General features: G+C 55.7%; 16 protein-coding genes. 5 read left to right on the forward strand and 11 right to left on the reverse strand.

Going from position 1 to position 17,772, the window contains the following annotated elements; genetic code table 11:
• Position 1: 1 nt before the first annotated feature.
• Both VO84_RS10350 and VO84_RS10355 read right to left on the reverse strand, forming a co-directional pair.
• Positions 2 to 850: a transporter gene (locus VO84_RS10350; RefSeq protein WP_231737877.1), complete on the reverse strand. Its 849-nt coding sequence runs from the start codon at positions 848 to 850 to the stop codon at positions 2 to 4.
• 189 nt (positions 851 to 1,039) lie between these two features.
• The gene (locus VO84_RS10355; protein ID WP_058187548.1) at positions 1,040 to 2,041 is read right to left on the reverse strand and encodes an HAD family hydrolase; all 1,002 of its coding nucleotides are present in this window, start codon (positions 2,039 to 2,041) and stop codon (positions 1,040 to 1,042) included.
• A 246-nt stretch (positions 2,042 to 2,287) separates the two neighbouring features.
• On the opposite strand from VO84_RS10355, the gene VO84_RS10360 reads away from it, so the two are divergent.
• Positions 2,288 to 3,049 carry a dienelactone hydrolase family protein gene (locus VO84_RS10360; RefSeq protein ID WP_058187549.1) on the forward strand — a complete coding sequence of 254 codons (762 nt, stop codon included), beginning with the start codon at positions 2,288 to 2,290 and terminating at the stop codon, positions 3,047 to 3,049.
• Positions 3,050 to 3,078: 29 nt separating this feature from the next.
• Here the strand turns inward: VO84_RS10360 and VO84_RS10365 are convergent, their stop codons facing one another.
• Together VO84_RS10365 and VO84_RS10375 are read right to left on the reverse strand one after the other, a co-directional pair.
• Positions 3,079 to 5,952, reverse strand: a complete 2,874-nt coding sequence (locus VO84_RS10365) for a TonB-dependent receptor (protein ID WP_197413974.1) — start codon at positions 5,950 to 5,952, stop codon at positions 3,079 to 3,081.
• A gap of 536 nt (positions 5,953 to 6,488) precedes the next feature.
• Entirely contained in the window at positions 6,489 to 7,226 is a 738-nt protein-coding gene (locus VO84_RS10375) for a hypothetical protein (protein ID WP_058187552.1), read from the reverse strand.
• Between the two features lie 209 nt (positions 7,227 to 7,435).
• Here VO84_RS10375 and fabG point away from each other — a divergent pair, with 209 nt between their 5' ends.
• Positions 7,436 to 8,182 (forward strand): 3-oxoacyl-[acyl-carrier-protein] reductase, encoded by a 747-nt coding sequence (gene fabG / locus VO84_RS10380; RefSeq protein WP_058187553.1) that lies wholly within the window; start codon positions 7,436 to 7,438, stop codon positions 8,180 to 8,182.
• A gap of 71 nt (positions 8,183 to 8,253) precedes the next feature.
• Here fabG and VO84_RS10385 read toward each other — a convergent pair whose 3' ends face one another.
• The 7 genes from VO84_RS10385 to VO84_RS10415 form a co-directional block, all read right to left on the reverse strand.
• A complete protein-coding gene (locus tag VO84_RS10385) occupies positions 8,254 to 8,781 on the reverse strand; it encodes a hypothetical protein (protein WP_058187554.1) in 528 nt (175 codons plus the stop codon).
• Between the two features lie 188 nt (positions 8,782 to 8,969).
• Positions 8,970 to 10,592, reverse strand: a complete 1,623-nt coding sequence (locus VO84_RS10390) for an inorganic phosphate transporter (protein ID WP_082661883.1) — start codon at positions 10,590 to 10,592, stop codon at positions 8,970 to 8,972.
• Positions 10,593 to 10,826: 234 nt separating this feature from the next.
• The gene (locus VO84_RS10395) at positions 10,827 to 11,030 is read right to left on the reverse strand and encodes a hypothetical protein (RefSeq protein ID WP_058187555.1); all 204 of its coding nucleotides are present in this window, start codon (positions 11,028 to 11,030) and stop codon (positions 10,827 to 10,829) included.
• A gap of 46 nt (positions 11,031 to 11,076) precedes the next feature.
• A complete protein-coding gene (locus tag VO84_RS10400; protein ID WP_231737878.1) occupies positions 11,077 to 12,033 on the reverse strand; it encodes a segregation and condensation protein A in 957 nt (318 codons plus the stop codon).
• Between the two features lie 13 nt (positions 12,034 to 12,046).
• On the reverse strand, positions 12,047 to 13,612 hold the full coding sequence (trpS, locus tag VO84_RS10405; RefSeq protein ID WP_231737879.1) for a tryptophan--tRNA ligase: 1,566 nt from the start codon (positions 13,610 to 13,612) through the stop codon (positions 12,047 to 12,049).
• A gap of 63 nt (positions 13,613 to 13,675) precedes the next feature.
• Complete coding sequence (locus tag VO84_RS10410; RefSeq protein WP_058187556.1) at positions 13,676 to 14,371, reverse strand: site-2 protease family protein; 696 nt, start codon at positions 14,369 to 14,371, stop codon at positions 13,676 to 13,678.
• 57 nt (positions 14,372 to 14,428) lie between these two features.
• The gene (locus VO84_RS10415) at positions 14,429 to 15,160 is read right to left on the reverse strand and encodes an acyltransferase (RefSeq protein WP_082661885.1); all 732 of its coding nucleotides are present in this window, start codon (positions 15,158 to 15,160) and stop codon (positions 14,429 to 14,431) included.
• Positions 15,161 to 15,248: 88 nt separating this feature from the next.
• On the opposite strand from VO84_RS10415, the gene asnS reads away from it, so the two are divergent.
• From asnS to VO84_RS23035, 3 genes are all read left to right on the forward strand, one after another.
• Positions 15,249 to 16,616 carry an asparagine--tRNA ligase gene (gene asnS / locus VO84_RS10420; protein ID WP_058187557.1) on the forward strand — a complete coding sequence of 456 codons (1,368 nt, stop codon included), beginning with the start codon at positions 15,249 to 15,251 and terminating at the stop codon, positions 16,614 to 16,616.
• A gap of 145 nt (positions 16,617 to 16,761) precedes the next feature.
• On the forward strand, positions 16,762 to 17,325 hold the full coding sequence (locus VO84_RS10425) for a DUF1697 domain-containing protein (protein ID WP_058187558.1): 564 nt from the start codon (positions 16,762 to 16,764) through the stop codon (positions 17,323 to 17,325).
• Between the two features lie 43 nt (positions 17,326 to 17,368).
• Positions 17,369 to 17,698, forward strand: coding sequence for a type II toxin-antitoxin system Phd/YefM family antitoxin (locus tag VO84_RS23035; RefSeq protein ID WP_058187559.1), 330 nt, complete (start codon positions 17,369 to 17,371; stop codon positions 17,696 to 17,698).
• Positions 17,699 to 17,772 lie beyond the last annotated feature (74 nt).

Raw genomic sequence — 17,772 nt, forward strand, 5'->3', positions numbered from 1 at the left:
GCTAATTCGGGCGCCCGAGCCAGCTATATTGCCATGCAATTGAAACGTCCTGATAGTCTCCGCCGAATCGGACATAAGTTCCGTCGCTGTAACTGAACTTGAGAGATTGATGTTTGCTGATGGGCACAGCTGCGGTAGCTCCAAGCCGGGAGTTGGCCTGCAAGGACGTTGGCGTTGCAACTCCATTCAGGCTGGTCTCTCCGCCGTACCAATAATTACCGTCAATCGAGAGCCAAAGATGGGACTTTACGTCGTAGCTAAGATGCAATTCAGTTGCCCCCATAGGCTTTTCCGTTTGCTGATTACGCCCTGGAAACAGCGGATCGTTGGAGTAAAAATTGCGATTGGCCGTAAAGAACCATACTGCGCCGTATGCATCCAACACCCAATGCGTCCAGCGTCGAGAAAGTCCTATCTCCGGCTTGAACGCCCATCGGTTATTGCCTGTATTCACCAGTCGCGACGGATCATACTGCCCCGTCGGGGTTTGTACGGTTAAGCTTGCCCCAACGAGTGTCTTTTGTCGCCACCTGGAATATTCCTGCACGTCCATTGCAGGGGCGCCCGCAAGATTGACCGAAACACGCACAGTCGCTGGGGCCAGCCCGGATCTATAGATTTCCTGTTCCTGTCCGTTTATCTCCGCCTGAAAATGCCCGATGCTATATGGCACAGATACATTGATATTTGTTGACCTCCCGAATAAGGACATCGTGTGGAAATAGCTGACGATCTCAGTGCTGATTCTGCCTTCCGAGTTTGATATGGGTAGTGTGGGATCGAAAACAATATTTCCATCCTGAAATGAATAGGTGAGCGTGAGCGCGTTGGAATGAACCGGAACGATCACATAAGCTCGCGGACTTAGTCCTTGCGCCCTGCAAAAGTGACTTGCGCCGCAGAGTCCTATCAACAGAACCGCGCTGCAGGCTCTCAATAAGCTACGTATCATTACTGTTTCTGTTGCTCCGGCGCTAAGTTGTCAATGAGAAGCTATCTACTCTGCATCATCCAGCGAAGGCGCCTACTCTTCTATAGCCTATTGTGCTGGCGGAAAGATCGTCTTCCAGTCATTTTTCATATCCACAACCGTCCATCTCTTCGCGTTAGCTTCATCGAGGGCTTTATCGAGACGTCCAACGCTGGATTTTCGGTCATAGGCATATTCGCGAACTGCATCTGTGTGATGAACGAGGAGCATGAAGCGAAGTCCGTCGCCCTCTGCCGTCCACTCAAGCATTTGCTGGTCGCCATCGGAGTTGCCGAAGGCAGCGATCGGACGTCGACCGATGAACTGGTTAATCCCCACTGGTTTACCTGGACCATCGTCAATAAAATTGATATCCGGCAACCGCATCAGATCTAACTTTCCATCTACCATCTCAAACTTTGTCTTAATTGAGCTGCCAACCACCTGCTCTGGCGGGATCCCGTATATCTTCTCTGTCCATGGCCGCATAAACTCAACGCCGCCGCCAGAGACAATGTAGGTCTTGAAGCCGTTGGCGCGGAGATAGGCCAGCAGCTCAAGCATTGGCTGGTAAACGCACTCCGTGTAAGATCGCTTGAATTTGGGATGCTGAGCCGTGGCGAGCCAGTCGGCTACGATCTTCTGAAACTGCTCGACAGTCACGCCAGCATGCGTTGCCGCCATCAGTTCAATTAAGCCCTTTTCGCCCGTCGCAGCCACTGCTTTGATATCGCCTTCAAGAACGCCCTTGAACGGCTGAGTAGTCTTCCACGCAGGATGCTTGGGAGCAAGATCTTTCACCCGCGCAATAACAAAAGCAAGCTGGGTGTACATGGGTTGCTCCACCCAGAGCGTGCCGTCGTTGTCGAAGGTAGCAATACGCTGATCGACCGGAACAAAATCGGGAGTGTTTTCTGCAGTCACTCTTTGGACGAAAGCGGTAATGGCTTTCCTTGGAGTGGTGTCGTTCCATGACGGCAGAGGGTCAGCTTGCGCGTGGAGTGCCATCGAGACCATGGCAAAGAAGACAAACACGCATAAACCGCGTAGGCCGTGTTTCAATTTGGACATTGGTTTCTCCGATCGACGAAAGCCTGAAGAGCACTTCTCGAATTACAAGCCGAAGGAATTGTCCTCAGTGTGTGACACAAGATCACTACTAAATAGGTAGTGTCGGATTGCGAAGGCATCCCCTGCAACTGTCAGTTGTTACAGAGGCGTATTTCGCGGTGCCGTCAGCCCGCATCCCAGGCACATAATATTTCTGTACGAGTTTCCGTTAATCGCACACAACTCCCTCCCCATAGGAGCAACCAGATGATCGTCGTCGATGAAATTGCTGACCTTCCAACTTCCTACGGACAGATGCGTACGCATATCGTGCGGCCTGCTGCGCCAGGCCGTTATCCGGGGGTCATTTTGTATTCGGAGATCTTCCAGATCACAAATCCGGTTCATCGCATCGCCGCACAGCTTGCGGGCCATGGCTACATCGTCGCTGCGCCGGAGATTTATCACGAGTTTGAAGCCCCCGGAACTGTTCTCCAGTACGACCAGGCAGGCTCCGATCGCGGCAATGCGCTGAAAACGGAAAAAGAGCTGGCTAGCTATGATGCCGACGCCCGTGCCGTACTCGATTATCTAAAGTCGCGTGCCGATTGCACCGGGCAGCTTGGTGCAATCGGTATCTGCATTGGCGGCCATCTGGCTTTTCGCGCCGCATTTCAGCCCGATGTGCGCGGCACTGTCTGCTTCTACGCCACTGACATTCATAAGCAAGGCCTGGGCAAAGGCGCGAACGACGATTCGCTTCAACGCGCCAATGAGATCTCGGGCGAGCTGCTCATGGTCTGGGGACGACAGGACCCGCATATCCCGCTTGAGGGCCGCACGAAGATTCTCAGCCGCCTCAACGAGATGGGCACGCGCTTGAGCTGGCATGAAGTAAATGGCGCGCATGCTTTTCTGCGTGACGAAGGTCCGCGCTACGATCCAGAGCTGGCCCGCAGCTGTTTCGGTCTTGCGCTCGATCTCTTCCATCGCAAGCTTCACTTCGGCGACGATCTCACAACCAACTGAATTGCGTGGTTCCAGCCAACAACTCCGTGTCAGAATCGGAAGAAAGTCTCCACATTAATAATCCGGTTTGCGGAACTATTGCCATTCGTGCTGGCCAATGCTGTGGACTCACCAAACAGCGATGAGCCCAGCACGCCCACCGGCGGCGCAAAGTTCGGATGATTGAAAATGTTCTGCGCGGAAACGCCGAAACCCAGCGTGTACTTGCGCTCAATCTCCTTCTTCTCCGGCTTGGCAGGCGGCTTGGTGCCGGCGCTTGCAGTCGTCGCAGCAGCCGGCGCCGGCGGCGCGGGATCTTCCGGCAGTGCGGGGCCGAAAGTAAATCTGCGGCTCAGGCGCAGATTGGCGACAATCATCCCCGGCCCTTTGCCGTAGTTGATGGGAATGATCTTTTGCCCGGCGATTGGATCGGCGTCAAAGGTGCCCCACTTAGTCACATAGACGCTTGATCGCGTAAGGTCCGTGGCAAAGGCAGGCCGGTCGTTGAACTGCGTATCGCCGTTCAAATCCTCGCCCACCACAATATTGAACGGCGAGCTAGACTGATACATGAGGAACGGATTGATGGAGAAGTGACCGGGCAGCCGCGTATAGCCGCCGATGAACGCGCGGTTGCGAATATCGTACGAGGCGCGCCCCCAGTCCGCATGGATGTCGTATTGGTTGGATGGAAAGCTGGTGAGGCCTGAGGTGTCGGCCTGGGCCTTGCTGATGGTGTAGTAACCCCACAGGCCGGTCTTCTTGGTATTAAAGCTGCCGTTAATACTCAAGCGATCGCGCGCCGAGTCTCCCTGCGAGTTGTATTGATAGATATTTTGATCTGTGCCCAGCGGGCGTTCGCCACTCGTAGGATCGTCTGGATTGTAGGTTCCCGGCAGAGGCGCGTTGATGTTGCGCGTGACAAACAGATGATCGCCGCGCGAGTAAAGATAGTTGGCTGACAGCGAGACGTGCTTGCCGATGTTCTTATCCACACCAAGCCCCGCGATGAACAGGTAAGGTGCGCGCAGGTCTGGGTTGATCGAAAAGATCGTAGGCGCGTTTTGTGAGCCTCCGCTGCATGTCGTTGGAGGCTGATTCGACGTGCAGGTACCGGGATAGAAATCCGGGTCATTGACTGAGACCGCAGTCTGCGTAACGCCATTCTGCCGCTCCGCCTGCAGCAGGCCTGTCGAGGTGAAGCGCTGATAGAAGAATCCCGAGCCGGCGCGAATCACTGCTCGCGGAGGCTTATTCTGACCACCCGGAACTGACCACGCAACCCCAAGCCGCGGCCCGAAGTCGGCATGATCATGCATCCCCGTCTGCGTTTCAAAGCGCATCCCCGGGCTGAGGATTACGCTGGGAATAATCTTCCAGTTATCTTCGGCAAAGATGCCTGCATCCGCCATGTTTACCACGATGCTCGGATTCCCCATGGTCTGTGAAAACAGGCTGGCTCCTCCGCCCGCTGCACGAATCTGCGCCGGTGTCGGGCAGTTTTGCGGGTTCACCGTGCACTCCTGCATGGCCTGTTCTGTAATTTGATATGCCGCCAGTGAGGCAAAGGTAAACTGTCCGTTGTAATTCGCCGTAGAGTAATTCGAATCGCGAATCACGCGCAGCCGTCCGCCGACTGTGATGTCATGCGGGCCGTGGTTGACCCGCAGCACATCCTGAAATTCGTAGTGATCCTGCGCATCCCGGTTGATGCCGGTGTTGTTGCCGCCGCCGGTAAAAGCTCCGGCCACCACCAGCGTCGTGTCTGTCGACTGCGGGGTCTGGTTGTTGCGGTCGCGAATGTATTGAAAGCGCACTTCATTGAGAACTGCGGGACTCCATGCCTGCGAGTCGGTCACCTGCAGCACCTGCTCCGTCTGCGTACTGTTAAACGCCTGTGAGGCAAGCTGGAACTGGCCCACACCGGAGTTCTGAGCCGTGCTGCGGTCCAGCATGTAGCGCACGCTCAGCGTGTGAACCTTACCCCACTGCCAGTCAAAGCGCGGCGTTACAAAAATGCCGGAGCCGGGCGTGCTGACGGCCTGCGTAAACGGTTCAGGAGTTAGCGTGGCTTCATCCAGAATCTCCGCGTTCACAACAGAAACGTTGATCGCCTGACGATGCCAGATGCTGAAAAAATATGAGGCGTTTTTGGTGACCGGTCCGTTCACGTCGCTATCGAACTGGTAGGTGTAATACCCCGGCTGCTCCTGGACAAAAGGATTCTTCCCGTTCCACGGCGAGTCATTACCCTGCATCCAGTACTCGCCATGCAGCTTATCCGCGCCCGGTTTGGTAAGAATCTCAATGCGGCCAAATCCTAGCGAGTCATACTGTGCCGAGTAGGGATTCTGATTGATGCGAATCTCGCGGATTGCCGATTTTGGCGGCAGCTTCGTGGCAGTAAATCCATCCACATAAAACTGCGTCCCCGTCTCCGCATCCGCTCCTGCCATGCCCTGCAATTGCGTCGATAGCTCGTCGGGATCATCGGAGAGCGCGCGCAGATCTTCGCCCTTCAACACAATCGCGCCGCCATTCTTCTCCGGGCTCGCATCCAGCGTATCTGCGGAAACTGTCACGGATTGCTGATCCGCTTCAATCGCCAGCGTCATCGTAAGCGTGAACGCAGCGCCTGCCGTTACACGCACGCCTTCTTTGTGCGCCGGATGAAAATTGGGCGCCTGCGCCTCAATCACATACATGCCCGGCGCAAGCTGTGAAAAGGAATAATGCCCCACGCCGTCAGATGTTGTTTTTAACGGCGCATGCCCCGCGCGCATAGCGGTTACGGCGGCTTGTGGAATTACAGCTCCGGTCGGGTCGGCAACGGTGCCGTTGATGCTGCCCGATGCGCCTATTGCTGCGGTCTGCCCATAGGCCAAACATTGGGTCGCGGCTAAGAGAACTCCAACAACGAACAAACGAATACTGCTGCAGAGAGAAAAGCAAAAATTGTGCATAAAAATACCGTCTACTCAGTTGAGCGAATGAATGACTGATGCTATCGGTGCGACACAAGGACCAAAGAGGGGTAAGGAATCATCTGCTGCACTTCTTTCCCCTTGCGCAACAATACGATTCCGTTTATAAGACGGATGAAACTGGCATTTCGCTCTATAAAAGTTCTGGATTGTGTTGTCCCACAATCTGGGTTCGCGGCGTTTGTAGCGCAGGCAACAGCTTTCCTGTTTGCCGAATCTTATGGACGCAACGGAGGAGAAATCCTCCAAAGGAGGGAGCAGCCAATGTTTGATGAAGGAATCCGCGAGGTTCGTTCGGATGACCGCGGGAGCTCAATACTCAAGGAGATTATTGAGAACGGAGGGCCGGGGAAACCAGGCTAATCCGAATTCTCGATGATCGAAGCGGGTAACTGATCCATCCGAATCAGTTCTCCACAACTCGGCAGGGCGGCTCCATGGGGCCGCCCCTTTAATTTGTCTATATGGGTGCGCAGTTAATTCTGCGGCTTCGGCTGGGCCGAACTTCCAGACCCGGAAGGCGATCCACTATCCGGCTGTGCGGGCTTGGCCGCAGGCTTCCGCTTGACCGCAGGCTTCTTCGCCGCGGGTGCGGGGCAGGCTGGCGGAGGCGGAGCTGTCGCCACAGCGTGCGCGGCGGCATCCTGCTGCACTTTGATCTTCGTTTCAAGATCGCCGATGTGCGTCTCTTGCACCTTCGATGCCTGCTCAAGGCGGTCATAGAGTGAGCGGTTGGCTGCCGCCATTCCGTTCATTGTGTCCTGGATCTTTGCCGCCTGGTCTGCGGGAGCGGCAATGCGAGCAGCGTCCAGCACGCGCAGTGAAACATCGTAAAGCGCAGCGAAGTTTTGTGCCAGCGGTAGTGCCGCTCCGATTCGCGTCGGCGCGGCGTCAGCATTTTTTAGCAGATCGGGCATCTTCTGGTTCAGGTCATCCACAATAGAAGCGGTATCGTGCTCAGCCTCGGTGCGCACGTTGCCGCCCTTCCATTTATCGAGCTTAAGGTCAGCCAGCGTTGCATACAGAGTGGCAAGCGACGGCTTAAGCAACTCGGTGTATGAAGTAAGCGCGGGTGCCGGGGCGGGTGATGCCGATGCCGCGGCGGATGCAGGAGCTGAAGCGGGCGCAGCAGGCCCCGTTTGGCCCGTTACCAGAGGTGCCAGCGATAGAGCAAAAGCGAAAAAAAGAAGCGCCGTAGCGCGAAGAAAAGACATTCAAGTGACTCCCGGAATCTAAATAGGTCTAAACACCTAGTGACACAAATACTTGGAGACTTAGATGAGCCTCGAGGTAACAAGGTTGCGGGGTACGGATGTTCCGTCGCGTAATCTTTCCACGATGCGGGCCATTCAATCCCTTAAAGCCGTCCTTATACAATGTCCTTCGAGCGCATACATTTAGCGCTGACGAAAGCTGACATCGCATGATCAATTTGCAGGGAAGAATCGCGCTCGTCACCGGCGCATCGCAGGGAATCGGCCGCGCCGTGGCCATCGAACTCGCCCGCCTGGGCGCAACTGTGGCTCTCGCGGCGCGCAATGAGGCCAAACTCGCCGAAGCTGTCGCGGAAATCGAAAGCGCCGGAGGCCAAGCCGCCGCCTTGTCGCTCGACGTTGCAAGCGAAGACTCCATCAAATCCGGCGCAAAAGCCATCCTCGAGCGCTACGGTAAGGTCGAAATCCTCGTCAACAACGCAGGCATCACTCGCGACACACTCGTCCTGCGCATGAAGCGCGATGACTGGGATTCGGTTCTCGCCACAAATCTCACCGGCGCATTCTTGCTCACCCAGGCCCTGCTCAGCCCCATGCTTCGCAACCGCTGGGGCCGCATCATCAACATCACATCGGTCGTAGGCCGCACCGGCCAGGCCGGCCAGGTCAACTACGCAGCCTCCAAAGCGGGGCTCATCGGCATCACCCGCTCACTCGCGCGCGAAGTAGCCTCTCGCGGCATCACCGTCAACGCCGTCGCTCCCGGATATATCGAAACCGCCATGACCTCTATACTGGATGAAAAGGTCCGCCAAGCCATGCTCACGCAGATTCCCCTCGGCCGCGCCGGTACCGACAAGGACATCGCGCAGTCCGTCGCCTTCCTCGCCTCGGACGCTGCCGCCTACATCACCGGCCACGTCCTCGACGTCAACGGCGGCATGTTCATGGGTTAAGCAAAAAGCAAAGGCCTATCACCGCGCTGGACTTCGGGCGCAACGACAGGCCTTTACTGTTCGAAGGGGTTTTACTTCGCCTTCGTGTGCTGAATCATGATCTTCGTCTTGCTATCCTGCCCGTTATTGCCCGTGACCGTCACGTTGACTCTCTCTTTGTCGCTAACCCTGTGGACAATCATGGCGGTCCCTCCCATGTTGAAATCGGTGGCTCCGCTGCCGAACTTGTCCTTATAGAACGCCTCAACCTTCGAAACAGGATCAGGGGTCAGATAGACTGCCGTGACGATTGAAGCAGCGGCCACGTCCATCTTCGATCCGCCATCGGTCGGTGTCGCGCCAGGGTAAATGTCAGTGCCGAGGTCGGCTGCCGTGAAGGTTGCTGAGTTGGTGCTCGTTACGGTAGTGCCCAGGATACTGGTCGTGGTCTTGCCGTTCTCCGTGTGCGAAATCGAGTGCGCAATGCGATAGCAGCCGTAGGCAAACACTCCGACAATGAGAACCATCACCAGGGCAATCACGCCGAGGATAATGAGGATGATCTTGAGCGCGCCGCCGGATTTGGGCGCCGGTGCGGGTACAGGAGCGGGAGTAGCCAAAGATATTCTCCTTTTTTTGCAGCTTTCAATAGTGCTCCGAGGATTCGAAGCGCATCTTTCCGGGGAAAAAACTCGCTGCCACTATACCGCACAAGCCGCCGAATCCACGCGCGAATTCTTCGCTGCAAAAGAAAAGGGCGTCCGCGGTTACGGACGCCCTTAAGTTGATGCCCAATCAGAACGAGGAATCAGCTACCTGTAAACATGCGGAAGACCCAGAACAGCAGACCTGAAAGCAGCGCAGCGGCAGGAAGCGTAAAGACCCATGCAGCCGCAATGTTCCGGATCGTCGAAAGCTGCAGACCGCTCTTGTTCGCCGCCATCGTGCCCGCAATGCCCGAACTCAGCACATGCGTGGTACTCACGGGCAGCCCGCCAAAGTCGGCAAGAGCAATGGTCGAAGCAGCCATAAGCTCGGCCACAGCGCCCTGCCCATAAGTCAGGTGCTCTTTGCCGATCTTCTCGCCTACCGTTACCACAATGCGCTTCCAGCCCACCATCGTGCCCAGGCCCAGCGCCAGCGCAACAGCTACCTTCACCCATGTCGGAATGAACTTGGTAGCCGTATCCAGCTTTTTCTTGTAGTTGTCCAGGCCCGCTTGCTCATCCGCACTGAAACTGACCGCGTGGTTCTTGGCCATCACTCGCAGCGTCTCGCTCGTTACATAGAATCCGTTGCGCACGTTGGTCTGCTGGTTGGCCGGAACGCTCTTGTAATCGTGATAAGCGTTCACATCGCCTTCCAGGTTCTGAACTTCCATCCGCAGCGCCGTCAGCGTAGCAGGCGTGAACTTCTTGGTCTTCAGGTAATCCGTCAGTTCGGCTGCGGGGTCGCCCACCGTCGCATTCTTGTCAGAGTGCACGTCAATGATGGAAACCGCCCGTTCGCTGGCTGCAAAGAAGTCCTGGATGTCTCGTGCGCTCACCGCATGGTTCAGAGCGTATGCAGTCGGCACCGTGCCGATCAGGATCAGCATGATCAGGCCCATACCCTTCTGGCCGTCATTCGATCCGTGGAAGAAGCTGACCAGCGTACAGGTAATCACCAGCAGGATGCGAATCGGGAAAGGCGGCGGCGTATTATCCTTCGGAGACTCGTAAAGTGCGGGGTACTTGACGGTCGCTTTCGAAACCAGGAAGAGCAGATACGCGCCGGCGAAGCCCACGAGAGGCGAGAGCAGCAGTGTCCAACCCACCTTGCTTGCCTGGGCCCAGTCAACGCCTGAGGTTCCGCTTCCCCCGCTCAAAAGCTGGTTCGCCAGGCCCACGCCGATGATCGAGCCCGTCATCGTGTGCGTGCTCGAAGCCGGCAGTCCCAGCCACCATGTGCCCAGATTCCACAGAATCGCGGCCAGCAGCAGCGCAAAGACCATTGCGAAACCCGCGCCCGAGCTCACCTTCAGGATCAGCTCAACAGGCAGCAGCGTAATGATTGTAAAAGCCACCGTACCTGCGGAGGTCAATACACCCACCAGGTTGCACAGGCCGCTCCACACCACTGCAATATTCGGCTCCAGCGAGTGCGTATAGATCACCGTTGCCACGGCATTTGCCGTGTCATGGAAGCCGTTCACGAATTCGAAGGCCAGCGCAATGAACAGTGCCGTGCCCAGTAGGACATAGGGCCACGTGCTGCCCAGGGTCACACTGCCCAGGTCGCCGGCAATGTGAAAGCCAACGTAGCCAAGGCCCCCAACGAGGGCGATAAGAATAACGACAACGCTCAGCCATGCTGGCGATTTCTTCATCTTTTTGTCGAGTAGCGATCCGCCCTGCGGGGCGGCTCCCGCGGTGGTAGCAAAGTCTGACATGCGTGGCTCCTGATAAATTGGCGTGCGTCCGTGCGTGCGCGGGGAAACATTTGCCGGACCAGCCAAGGGATACACGACCAAGATGAAAGGGGAATGAATTGAGGACTGGCCGTCCATGCAATTCGTAAAAAGTCAACATGGAATGGGCGGCATCAAGGCGAGATTTTAGATCGTGCTGCAAAAGATATGGAAATGTAGGGGTCTTAGCCGCAGGGGAAGATCCGCAGCATTATTCTATTGGAACCTTCTCATTCTCTTTGGCTTACCGGCAGTCCTCAAAAGAAAAAATTGCTCTCGTGTACTGAGAAGAAAACCACGGTCAAGCCAGAACACGTGAAGAGTTTCGCCCACCTTGGCTTTCATATTTGCTGATATAGCTTTGGGCAAAATGATGACATCGTGGCCGTTAAATTCAGTAATTTTGACTTCGTATTCCATCGGGAGAGACCTCGTAGATCTCTCGGTCTATGGGCAAAAATCCGATTTACTTCCAGTCGTCTCGTGCCGCCACAGCCTCATTCATCACGGCGTCAAAGCCCGAATTCTTCTTGATGAAGATCTCGCTGAAAGCATGATCCTGCCGCAGCAAAATCGCCTGCAGCCGCACCAGCTCCAGCAGCGCCAGAAACGCCGCCACCAGCGCCCGCTCGCTCTTCGTATGGCTCAGCAGCCGCCGCAGCGCCACCGGCCTGTCCTCCATCGTCAGCCGCCGCGTCAGAAACTGGATCATCTGGCCCACCGTCACGGAGTCCTCTTCTACATTGAAAACAGGCCGCGTACGCACGCGATCCAGAATCTGCTGAAAGATCCTGACCAGGTCCGTCGTATCGGCTGCAATTTCCGGCTCGGCCTCGGCGTCGTCCTTGAACTCCCGCATCCCGGGATTAGTCCACGCCGCCGCCTCCAGCATTTGTTTCTGCTGCAGCATCTGCGCGGCATTTTTAAACCGCTCGTGCTCCAGCAGCCGCTCCACCAGCTCGCGCCGTGGGTCTTCTGCGGCGTCCTCCGGCCCTGTCGGCATGCGCGGCAGCAGCATCTTGCTCTTAATGTGGATCAGCAGCGAAGCCGTATAGATAAACTCGCCCGCCACATCCACATCGCCTACCTTCAGCTGGTCCACGTATGCCAGAAACTGCGCCGTAATCTTCGCAATCGGAATGTCGTAAATATCGATATCCTGCTTGCGGATCAGGTCCAGCAGCAGGTCCAGCGGCCCATCGTACACCTGGCCCACCATAACGTCAAAGGGAGAAAACTTCTCCTCTGCACCGGACTTCTTCGCAACGTCCTTCTTCGGCTTCGGCGCAGCTTTCTCGGCAGGCCCAGGCGGTGATGTCAGCACCAGCTGCGGACCCTCGGAAACCGACGCGTTCTGCGCTTCAGCGGAATTCTGCTCCGGCTCAGCCGACTTGGGGAACGGATTGGTATTCGGATCAGTCAACGTAATATGTGCCTTACTTCAGGGGTTCGTAGACATTTTGGAACTGGCCTGCAGATCGGCCTGCTTTGTCCGCCATCGACCATTGGTATAGATTGCCTGTTGTTTTTCTGATATAGGCCTTAATTACATCACTTTTCTTTAAGGGCTTTCTTTCCAATGCAAAATCAAACGAAAATTCTTTTTGCGGAATCACAAATGCATTCACTTTGTTGCTAGTGACGTCCGCGGTAATAAATGCCAGCACCTCGAAGTTTTTGTTTGGAATCGCATACTCAAACATTTGAGTACCAATCTGATTATCCATTGTGACCGCAGCCGCAACAAAAACTCTTTTGTTACGAAGAGTTACAAACGAATTGTCATCGAGTTGCTTCAATTGATATTCAGACGGGAGCATTTGGTTCTTCCAAAAATCGATCAAAAATTTTCGTTGGGCTTCGGGCGATACGCTACGTATCTCTTCCGCAAAATTTTCTAGAGAATATTGCATCGGTTGTGAAGTGTCGTAGCTATATCGGTCGAAGGCATTTATTCTCGCTACTGGAATGCCTCTTGCAATTCCCATAGCGTCTCGGACAAGCCGCATTGTCTCTTCTGCTCTTTTGCTCGCTCTCTGTGCGCCGTCTTCAAATATTTGATTCACATCGTTCGGCTTAAGCTCGTATTCGCTTCGCCTGCGTCGAATCGGCTCTAAATATTCATCTATGGAGCGGGCTGCGATCTGCTTGCATTCTGCACATGAGATTTTGGCAGTTCGACACGCCAAATTAGTTTCAGCTTTGATCGTTTCTGAACTGAAAACTTTATGCAGGTCATAGACTGGGCAAATCTCTGGATCGCCTGGATCAGACACATGGTTTCTTTGTCCACCATTGGTCATCTTTTCAAGCTTCTCGAAAATTTGCTTGGTAGAATCTGTCAACCCAATAGTGTTTCCATAGCTCTTTGACATCTTCCGGCCATCTGTCCCCGGAAGTTTTGGCGATGGAGTAAGCAGATGATCCGGTTCCGGAAAAATGTTTCCTTTGTAAATAGAATTGAAACGCCTCGCCACTTCACGCGTAAGTTCGACATGGCTAACTTGGTCTTGCCCGACCGGTACGAACCTAGGCTGATAAATCAATATGTCTGCTGATTGCAGGAGCGGGTAGCCTAGGAAGCCGTATGTCGTAAGTTCTTTCCCGGCCAAATTTTCTTGCTGCTCTTTGTATGTTGGAACTCTCTCCAGCCAACCAAGCGAAGTAACCATACTGAGCAACAAATGCAGTTCAGCATGTTGGGGAACATAGCTCTGAATAAAAAGTGTTGATTTCTCCGGATCAAGTCCAGCGCCAAGGTAATCAAGTGCAACCTCAGCAATATTCTTCCGAATCTGGGAGGGATCCGCATAATCCGTCGTCAGCGCATGCCAATCCGCAATAAAAAAGTAGCACTCGTAAAGCCCTGAGTCCTGCAGCTTGACCCAGTTCGCCAGCGCGCCCATGTAATTGCCCAGATGCAGCTTGCCCGTTGGGCGCATCCCGCTCAAAACGCGCGGCTTGGAAGTCATGGATTGCTGTTCTGACATTATGCCTGTCATCAAAAAAAGATAATGCCGTCTCCGGCTCTGTTTATTGTAGCGGCCCGGTCATTTTCCGGCGCGCTATCGTCCCGGCAGGTTGTACAGGATGCCGAAGATCACACCCAGCGCAGGCCCCATCAGCAGCGGCAGCAAAAACCACCCCATCGCGATCATCACCACCCAGCTCGCAAGGCCGCTGATGTTGTCATACACCCGCATCGCGTTATAAGGCAGCAGGTTCCGCACAATGCGGCTGCCATCCAGCGGAGGCACGGGAAACAGATTGAAGAAGAAAAGCGTCAGGTTCAGCTCAATCGCAAGAATCGCAAGAATCACAATCGCTTCCATGTTTGAGCCAAACGCCATGCCGCTAAACGTCGAACGCACCAGATCCCGTCCTCCAGGCACGCCAATCTCAATCCCGGCCAGCACCAGAAACGCCACCAGCGTCAGCAGCAGATTCGAAGCGGGCCCCGCCAGCGTCGTCAGGTTGTCGTCACGAACAATCTTCTTGAAATTCCGCGTAATCACCGGCGTCGGCTTGGCCCACCCGAACAGCACTCCGCCCCGGAAGATGAAAAGTGTGAGCGCCGGATACAGCAGCGTGCCGATCGGATCTATGTGGTACATCGGGTTCAGCGTGACGCGGCCTTGCAGCCGTGCCGTCTGATCACCCAGCCGCGAGGCCATCCACGCATGAGCGCACTCGTGCACGCTGAGCGAAAAGATGAGCAGCACAAACTTGAATATGGCTATGAGAAGGAAAGTCTGCGACACTTCAGCTCCAAAATACCGGAAACCTCAGATTACCACCCGCCGCATCCCTTCTCGCCATTACCGCTTCTCCGCGGGGAAGTCCCCAAGGACCGAGTGAGGCTCAACCTTCTGCCCGGCAAGCACAATCGCATGACTGCCAATACGCGACTGTTCGCCAATCTCGGTAGCTGTAAGCGAGACATGTTCCATATCCTCATTCAACGCGTGGGAGTAAATGCGGGCAAACGAGCCGATCACGGTACCTTTGCCGATTTTGATGCCACCTCGGTCGTTCAAAATCACGCCTTGGCGGATCTCAACATTATCCTCGATCGTCAAGTTGTAGCCATAGGTCAGGTCCACACCCTGGTAAATCCGCACACCCGTTCCCATGTGCTGAAAGATATGCCGCCCCAGCATGCACCGGAAGCGAAGTCCCAGCCAGTGATTCAGGCCCAGCGGCGAGCGGTCAAACATCTTCCAGAACCAAAGCAGCGGCTTCAGCGGCGCCCACTTCTTACGGTCAATATCCGGAAAATGTCCAGCCTCAAGCGTCACATTCTCCGGGTCCAGCGTCAGAGAAACCACATTGCCCGGCAGCTCGCTCGTTAGAGTAAGGTTCAGCTTTCCGCCATGTGGCCTTCCCAGGTAAATCTGGTAAAGCTGGTCGCGAATAATCTCTGATCGCCGCTCCGGCACCTCGTGCCGGGTAAACTCATCATCCAGAAACTGGAGCCAACGGCGGTAAATCTCTTCCGCTTCAGGCGTAGGGTGCGGCGCAGCCGCAACAGCATTCGCAGGAGTAGCCATACCCATAGGACGATAAACCAGGCCCCAGGGATGCAGCCAGTGCGGAAATCAGATCACCCCGCGGCGTTATCCTAGAAAGGAGAATGCCATGTCTGAAGAAACCGTTGTGAATATTGAAGAGACCAAGGCCGCATCTGCGCCTGTAGCCACCATCTCCACTCTCGGTAAGCACGAAGGCCAGTCCGTCACCCTCAAAGGCTGGCTCTATAACCTGCGTGAAAGCGGCAAGCTGCTCTTCCCCATCTTCCGCGATGGCACCGGAACCGTGCAGGGCGTCGCCCACGTCAAATCCGTGCCCGCTGAGGTCTTCGAAGCCCTCAAAGGCCTGACGCAGGAGTCCAGCGTCATCGTCACCGGAAAGGTCCGCGCCGACAAGCGCGCCCCCGGAGGCTATGAGCTGGACGTCGAGAACATCCAGGTTATCCAGCGCGTCTCCGAATCCGACCCGTTCCCCATCAGCCTCAAGGAGCATGGCGTCGAGTTCCTCATGGAGCATCGCCATCTCTGGGTCCGCACGCCGCGCCAGTCCGCCATCCTCCGCATCCGCGCCGAGATCATGCGCGCCGCCGCCGAATACTTTGACCAGAACGGATTCATCCGCACTGATCCGCCCATCCTCACCCCCGCCGCCTGCGAAGGCACCTCGACGCTCTTTCCCGTCGATTACTTCGGCGAACCGGCGTTCCTAACACAGTCCGGCCAGCTCTACATCGAGTCCACTGCCCTCGCCCTCGGCAAGGTTTACAGCTTCGGCCCCACCTTCCGCGCCGAAAAATCCAAGACCCGCCGCCATCTCACCGAGTTCTGGATGGTCGAGCCCGAAGTCGCCTTCTGCGACCTCAACGACCTTATGCAACTCGCCGAAAACTACCTCTCGCACATCGTGCAGAGCGTCGTAAAAAACCGCGCTCCGGAGCTCGAAGTGATCGGTCGCGACATCCAAAAGCTCGAAGCCATCGTTCCGCCCTTCCCGCGCCTGCGCTACGATGAAGCCGCAAAGATGCTCAACGACGCCCACGCCAAAGGCGAGCTCGAAAATCCCTTCGAGTACGGCAACGACTTCGGCTCACCCGATGAAACCTGGCTCACGAAGCAGTTCGACAAGCCCGTCATGGTCCATCGCTATCCCGCCGCCGTCAAAGCCTTCTACATGGAGCCGGACCCCGAAGACCCCACCTACGCGCTCTGCCTCGACGTACTCGCGCCCGAGGGCTACGGCGAAGTCATCGGAGGCTCGCAGCGTGTCTCCAGCTACGATCTGCTCAAGAGCCGCATCGAAGCCCACAACCTGCCCCTCGAATCCTTCCAGTGGTATCTCGATCTGCGCCGTTACGGCAGCGTGCCGCATGCCGGCTTCGGCATGGGCATCGAGCGCGTCGTAGCCTGGGTCTGCGGTCTCGATCACGTCCGCGAAACCATCCCCTTTGCCCGCACCCTCCACCGCATCTACCCATAATCTTTCTACTGTTTGCTTGTTCCATCACACCACTGGGTGCCCCAGGTCTCGATTCTGAGACCTGGAAGCACTCCCGCCAACCAAAAGCTTCGCATCACGGCACCACTCTTTTTCACGGATACACTATTCGCATCCGGAGGGATTCATGCCCACCTGCATCGCACTCCTGCGCGCAGTCAATGTCGGCGGAACAGGCAAGCTTTCCATGGCCGACTTCCGCGCAATCCTCGAAAAACTCGGCTACAAGCGCGTAGAAACCTACATCCAGAGCGGCAACGCGGTCTTTGAAACCAGCGCCAAAGCAGAAAAAGTAGCATCCGATATAACGAAAGCGCTCGAAAAACATCTCGGTGCTCCCGTCGGCGTCATCGTACGAGCCACAGACCAGCTGAAGCGCCTCATTGACTCCAACCCCTACGCCACCGAAGCCGCCGCGAATGGCGCTCTGGTCCACGCCGCCTTTCTTGCCGGCCCAGCAGGCAAAGAGGCAGAAGCCGCACTGGCAACCATCGTTGCCAAATACCCCGCCCGCCGCGACCGCTACACACTCGACCACAATGCAATCTACTTCCATTTCCCAGACGGCGCCGGCGAAACCAAATTCACCGGAAAAACTTTAGACAAAGCCATCGGCGTCATCGGCACCGGACGAAATTGGAACACTATTCTTAAGCTCTACGAAATGGCAAAAAATCGGGAAAATTCCTAGCTTAGCTAAGTCTAGCTAAGCTAACCCGTGCTACACTTCCCGCATGGAAGTCAATATCCATCACGCCAAAACCAATCTCTCGCAACTTATCCTCAAGGCTGAATCCGGCGAAGAAGTCATCATCGCCCGCGCCGGCAAGCCCGTCGTGCGCCTCGTGCCCATAGAAACGTCCCCGCGCAGCATCAGCAAGCAAGGCGCTACGAAGCAGTTGCTCGAAGAAAAGCAGAAACCCTCTTCTGCCTTTTTTGACCCGAGATTAGGTGAAGAAATCGCGAGGTGGTTCAGCGAAAGCCCGCTCCTTCGCACCGATGAAACGGCGCAGCAGGAAACGGCTGTAAAAAAATCGCGCAAGCACAAGAAGCACAAAAAGTAACAGTCCTCGTGGACGCGCGTGCTCATTTCGTAACAAACGAAAACGGCGGCCCAACTGGGCCGCCGCTTTCATTT

The organism is Occallatibacter gabretensis, assembly GCF_001449115.1.
Taxonomy (GTDB): domain Bacteria; phylum Acidobacteriota; class Terriglobia; order Terriglobales; family Acidobacteriaceae; genus Telmatobacter; species Telmatobacter gabretensis.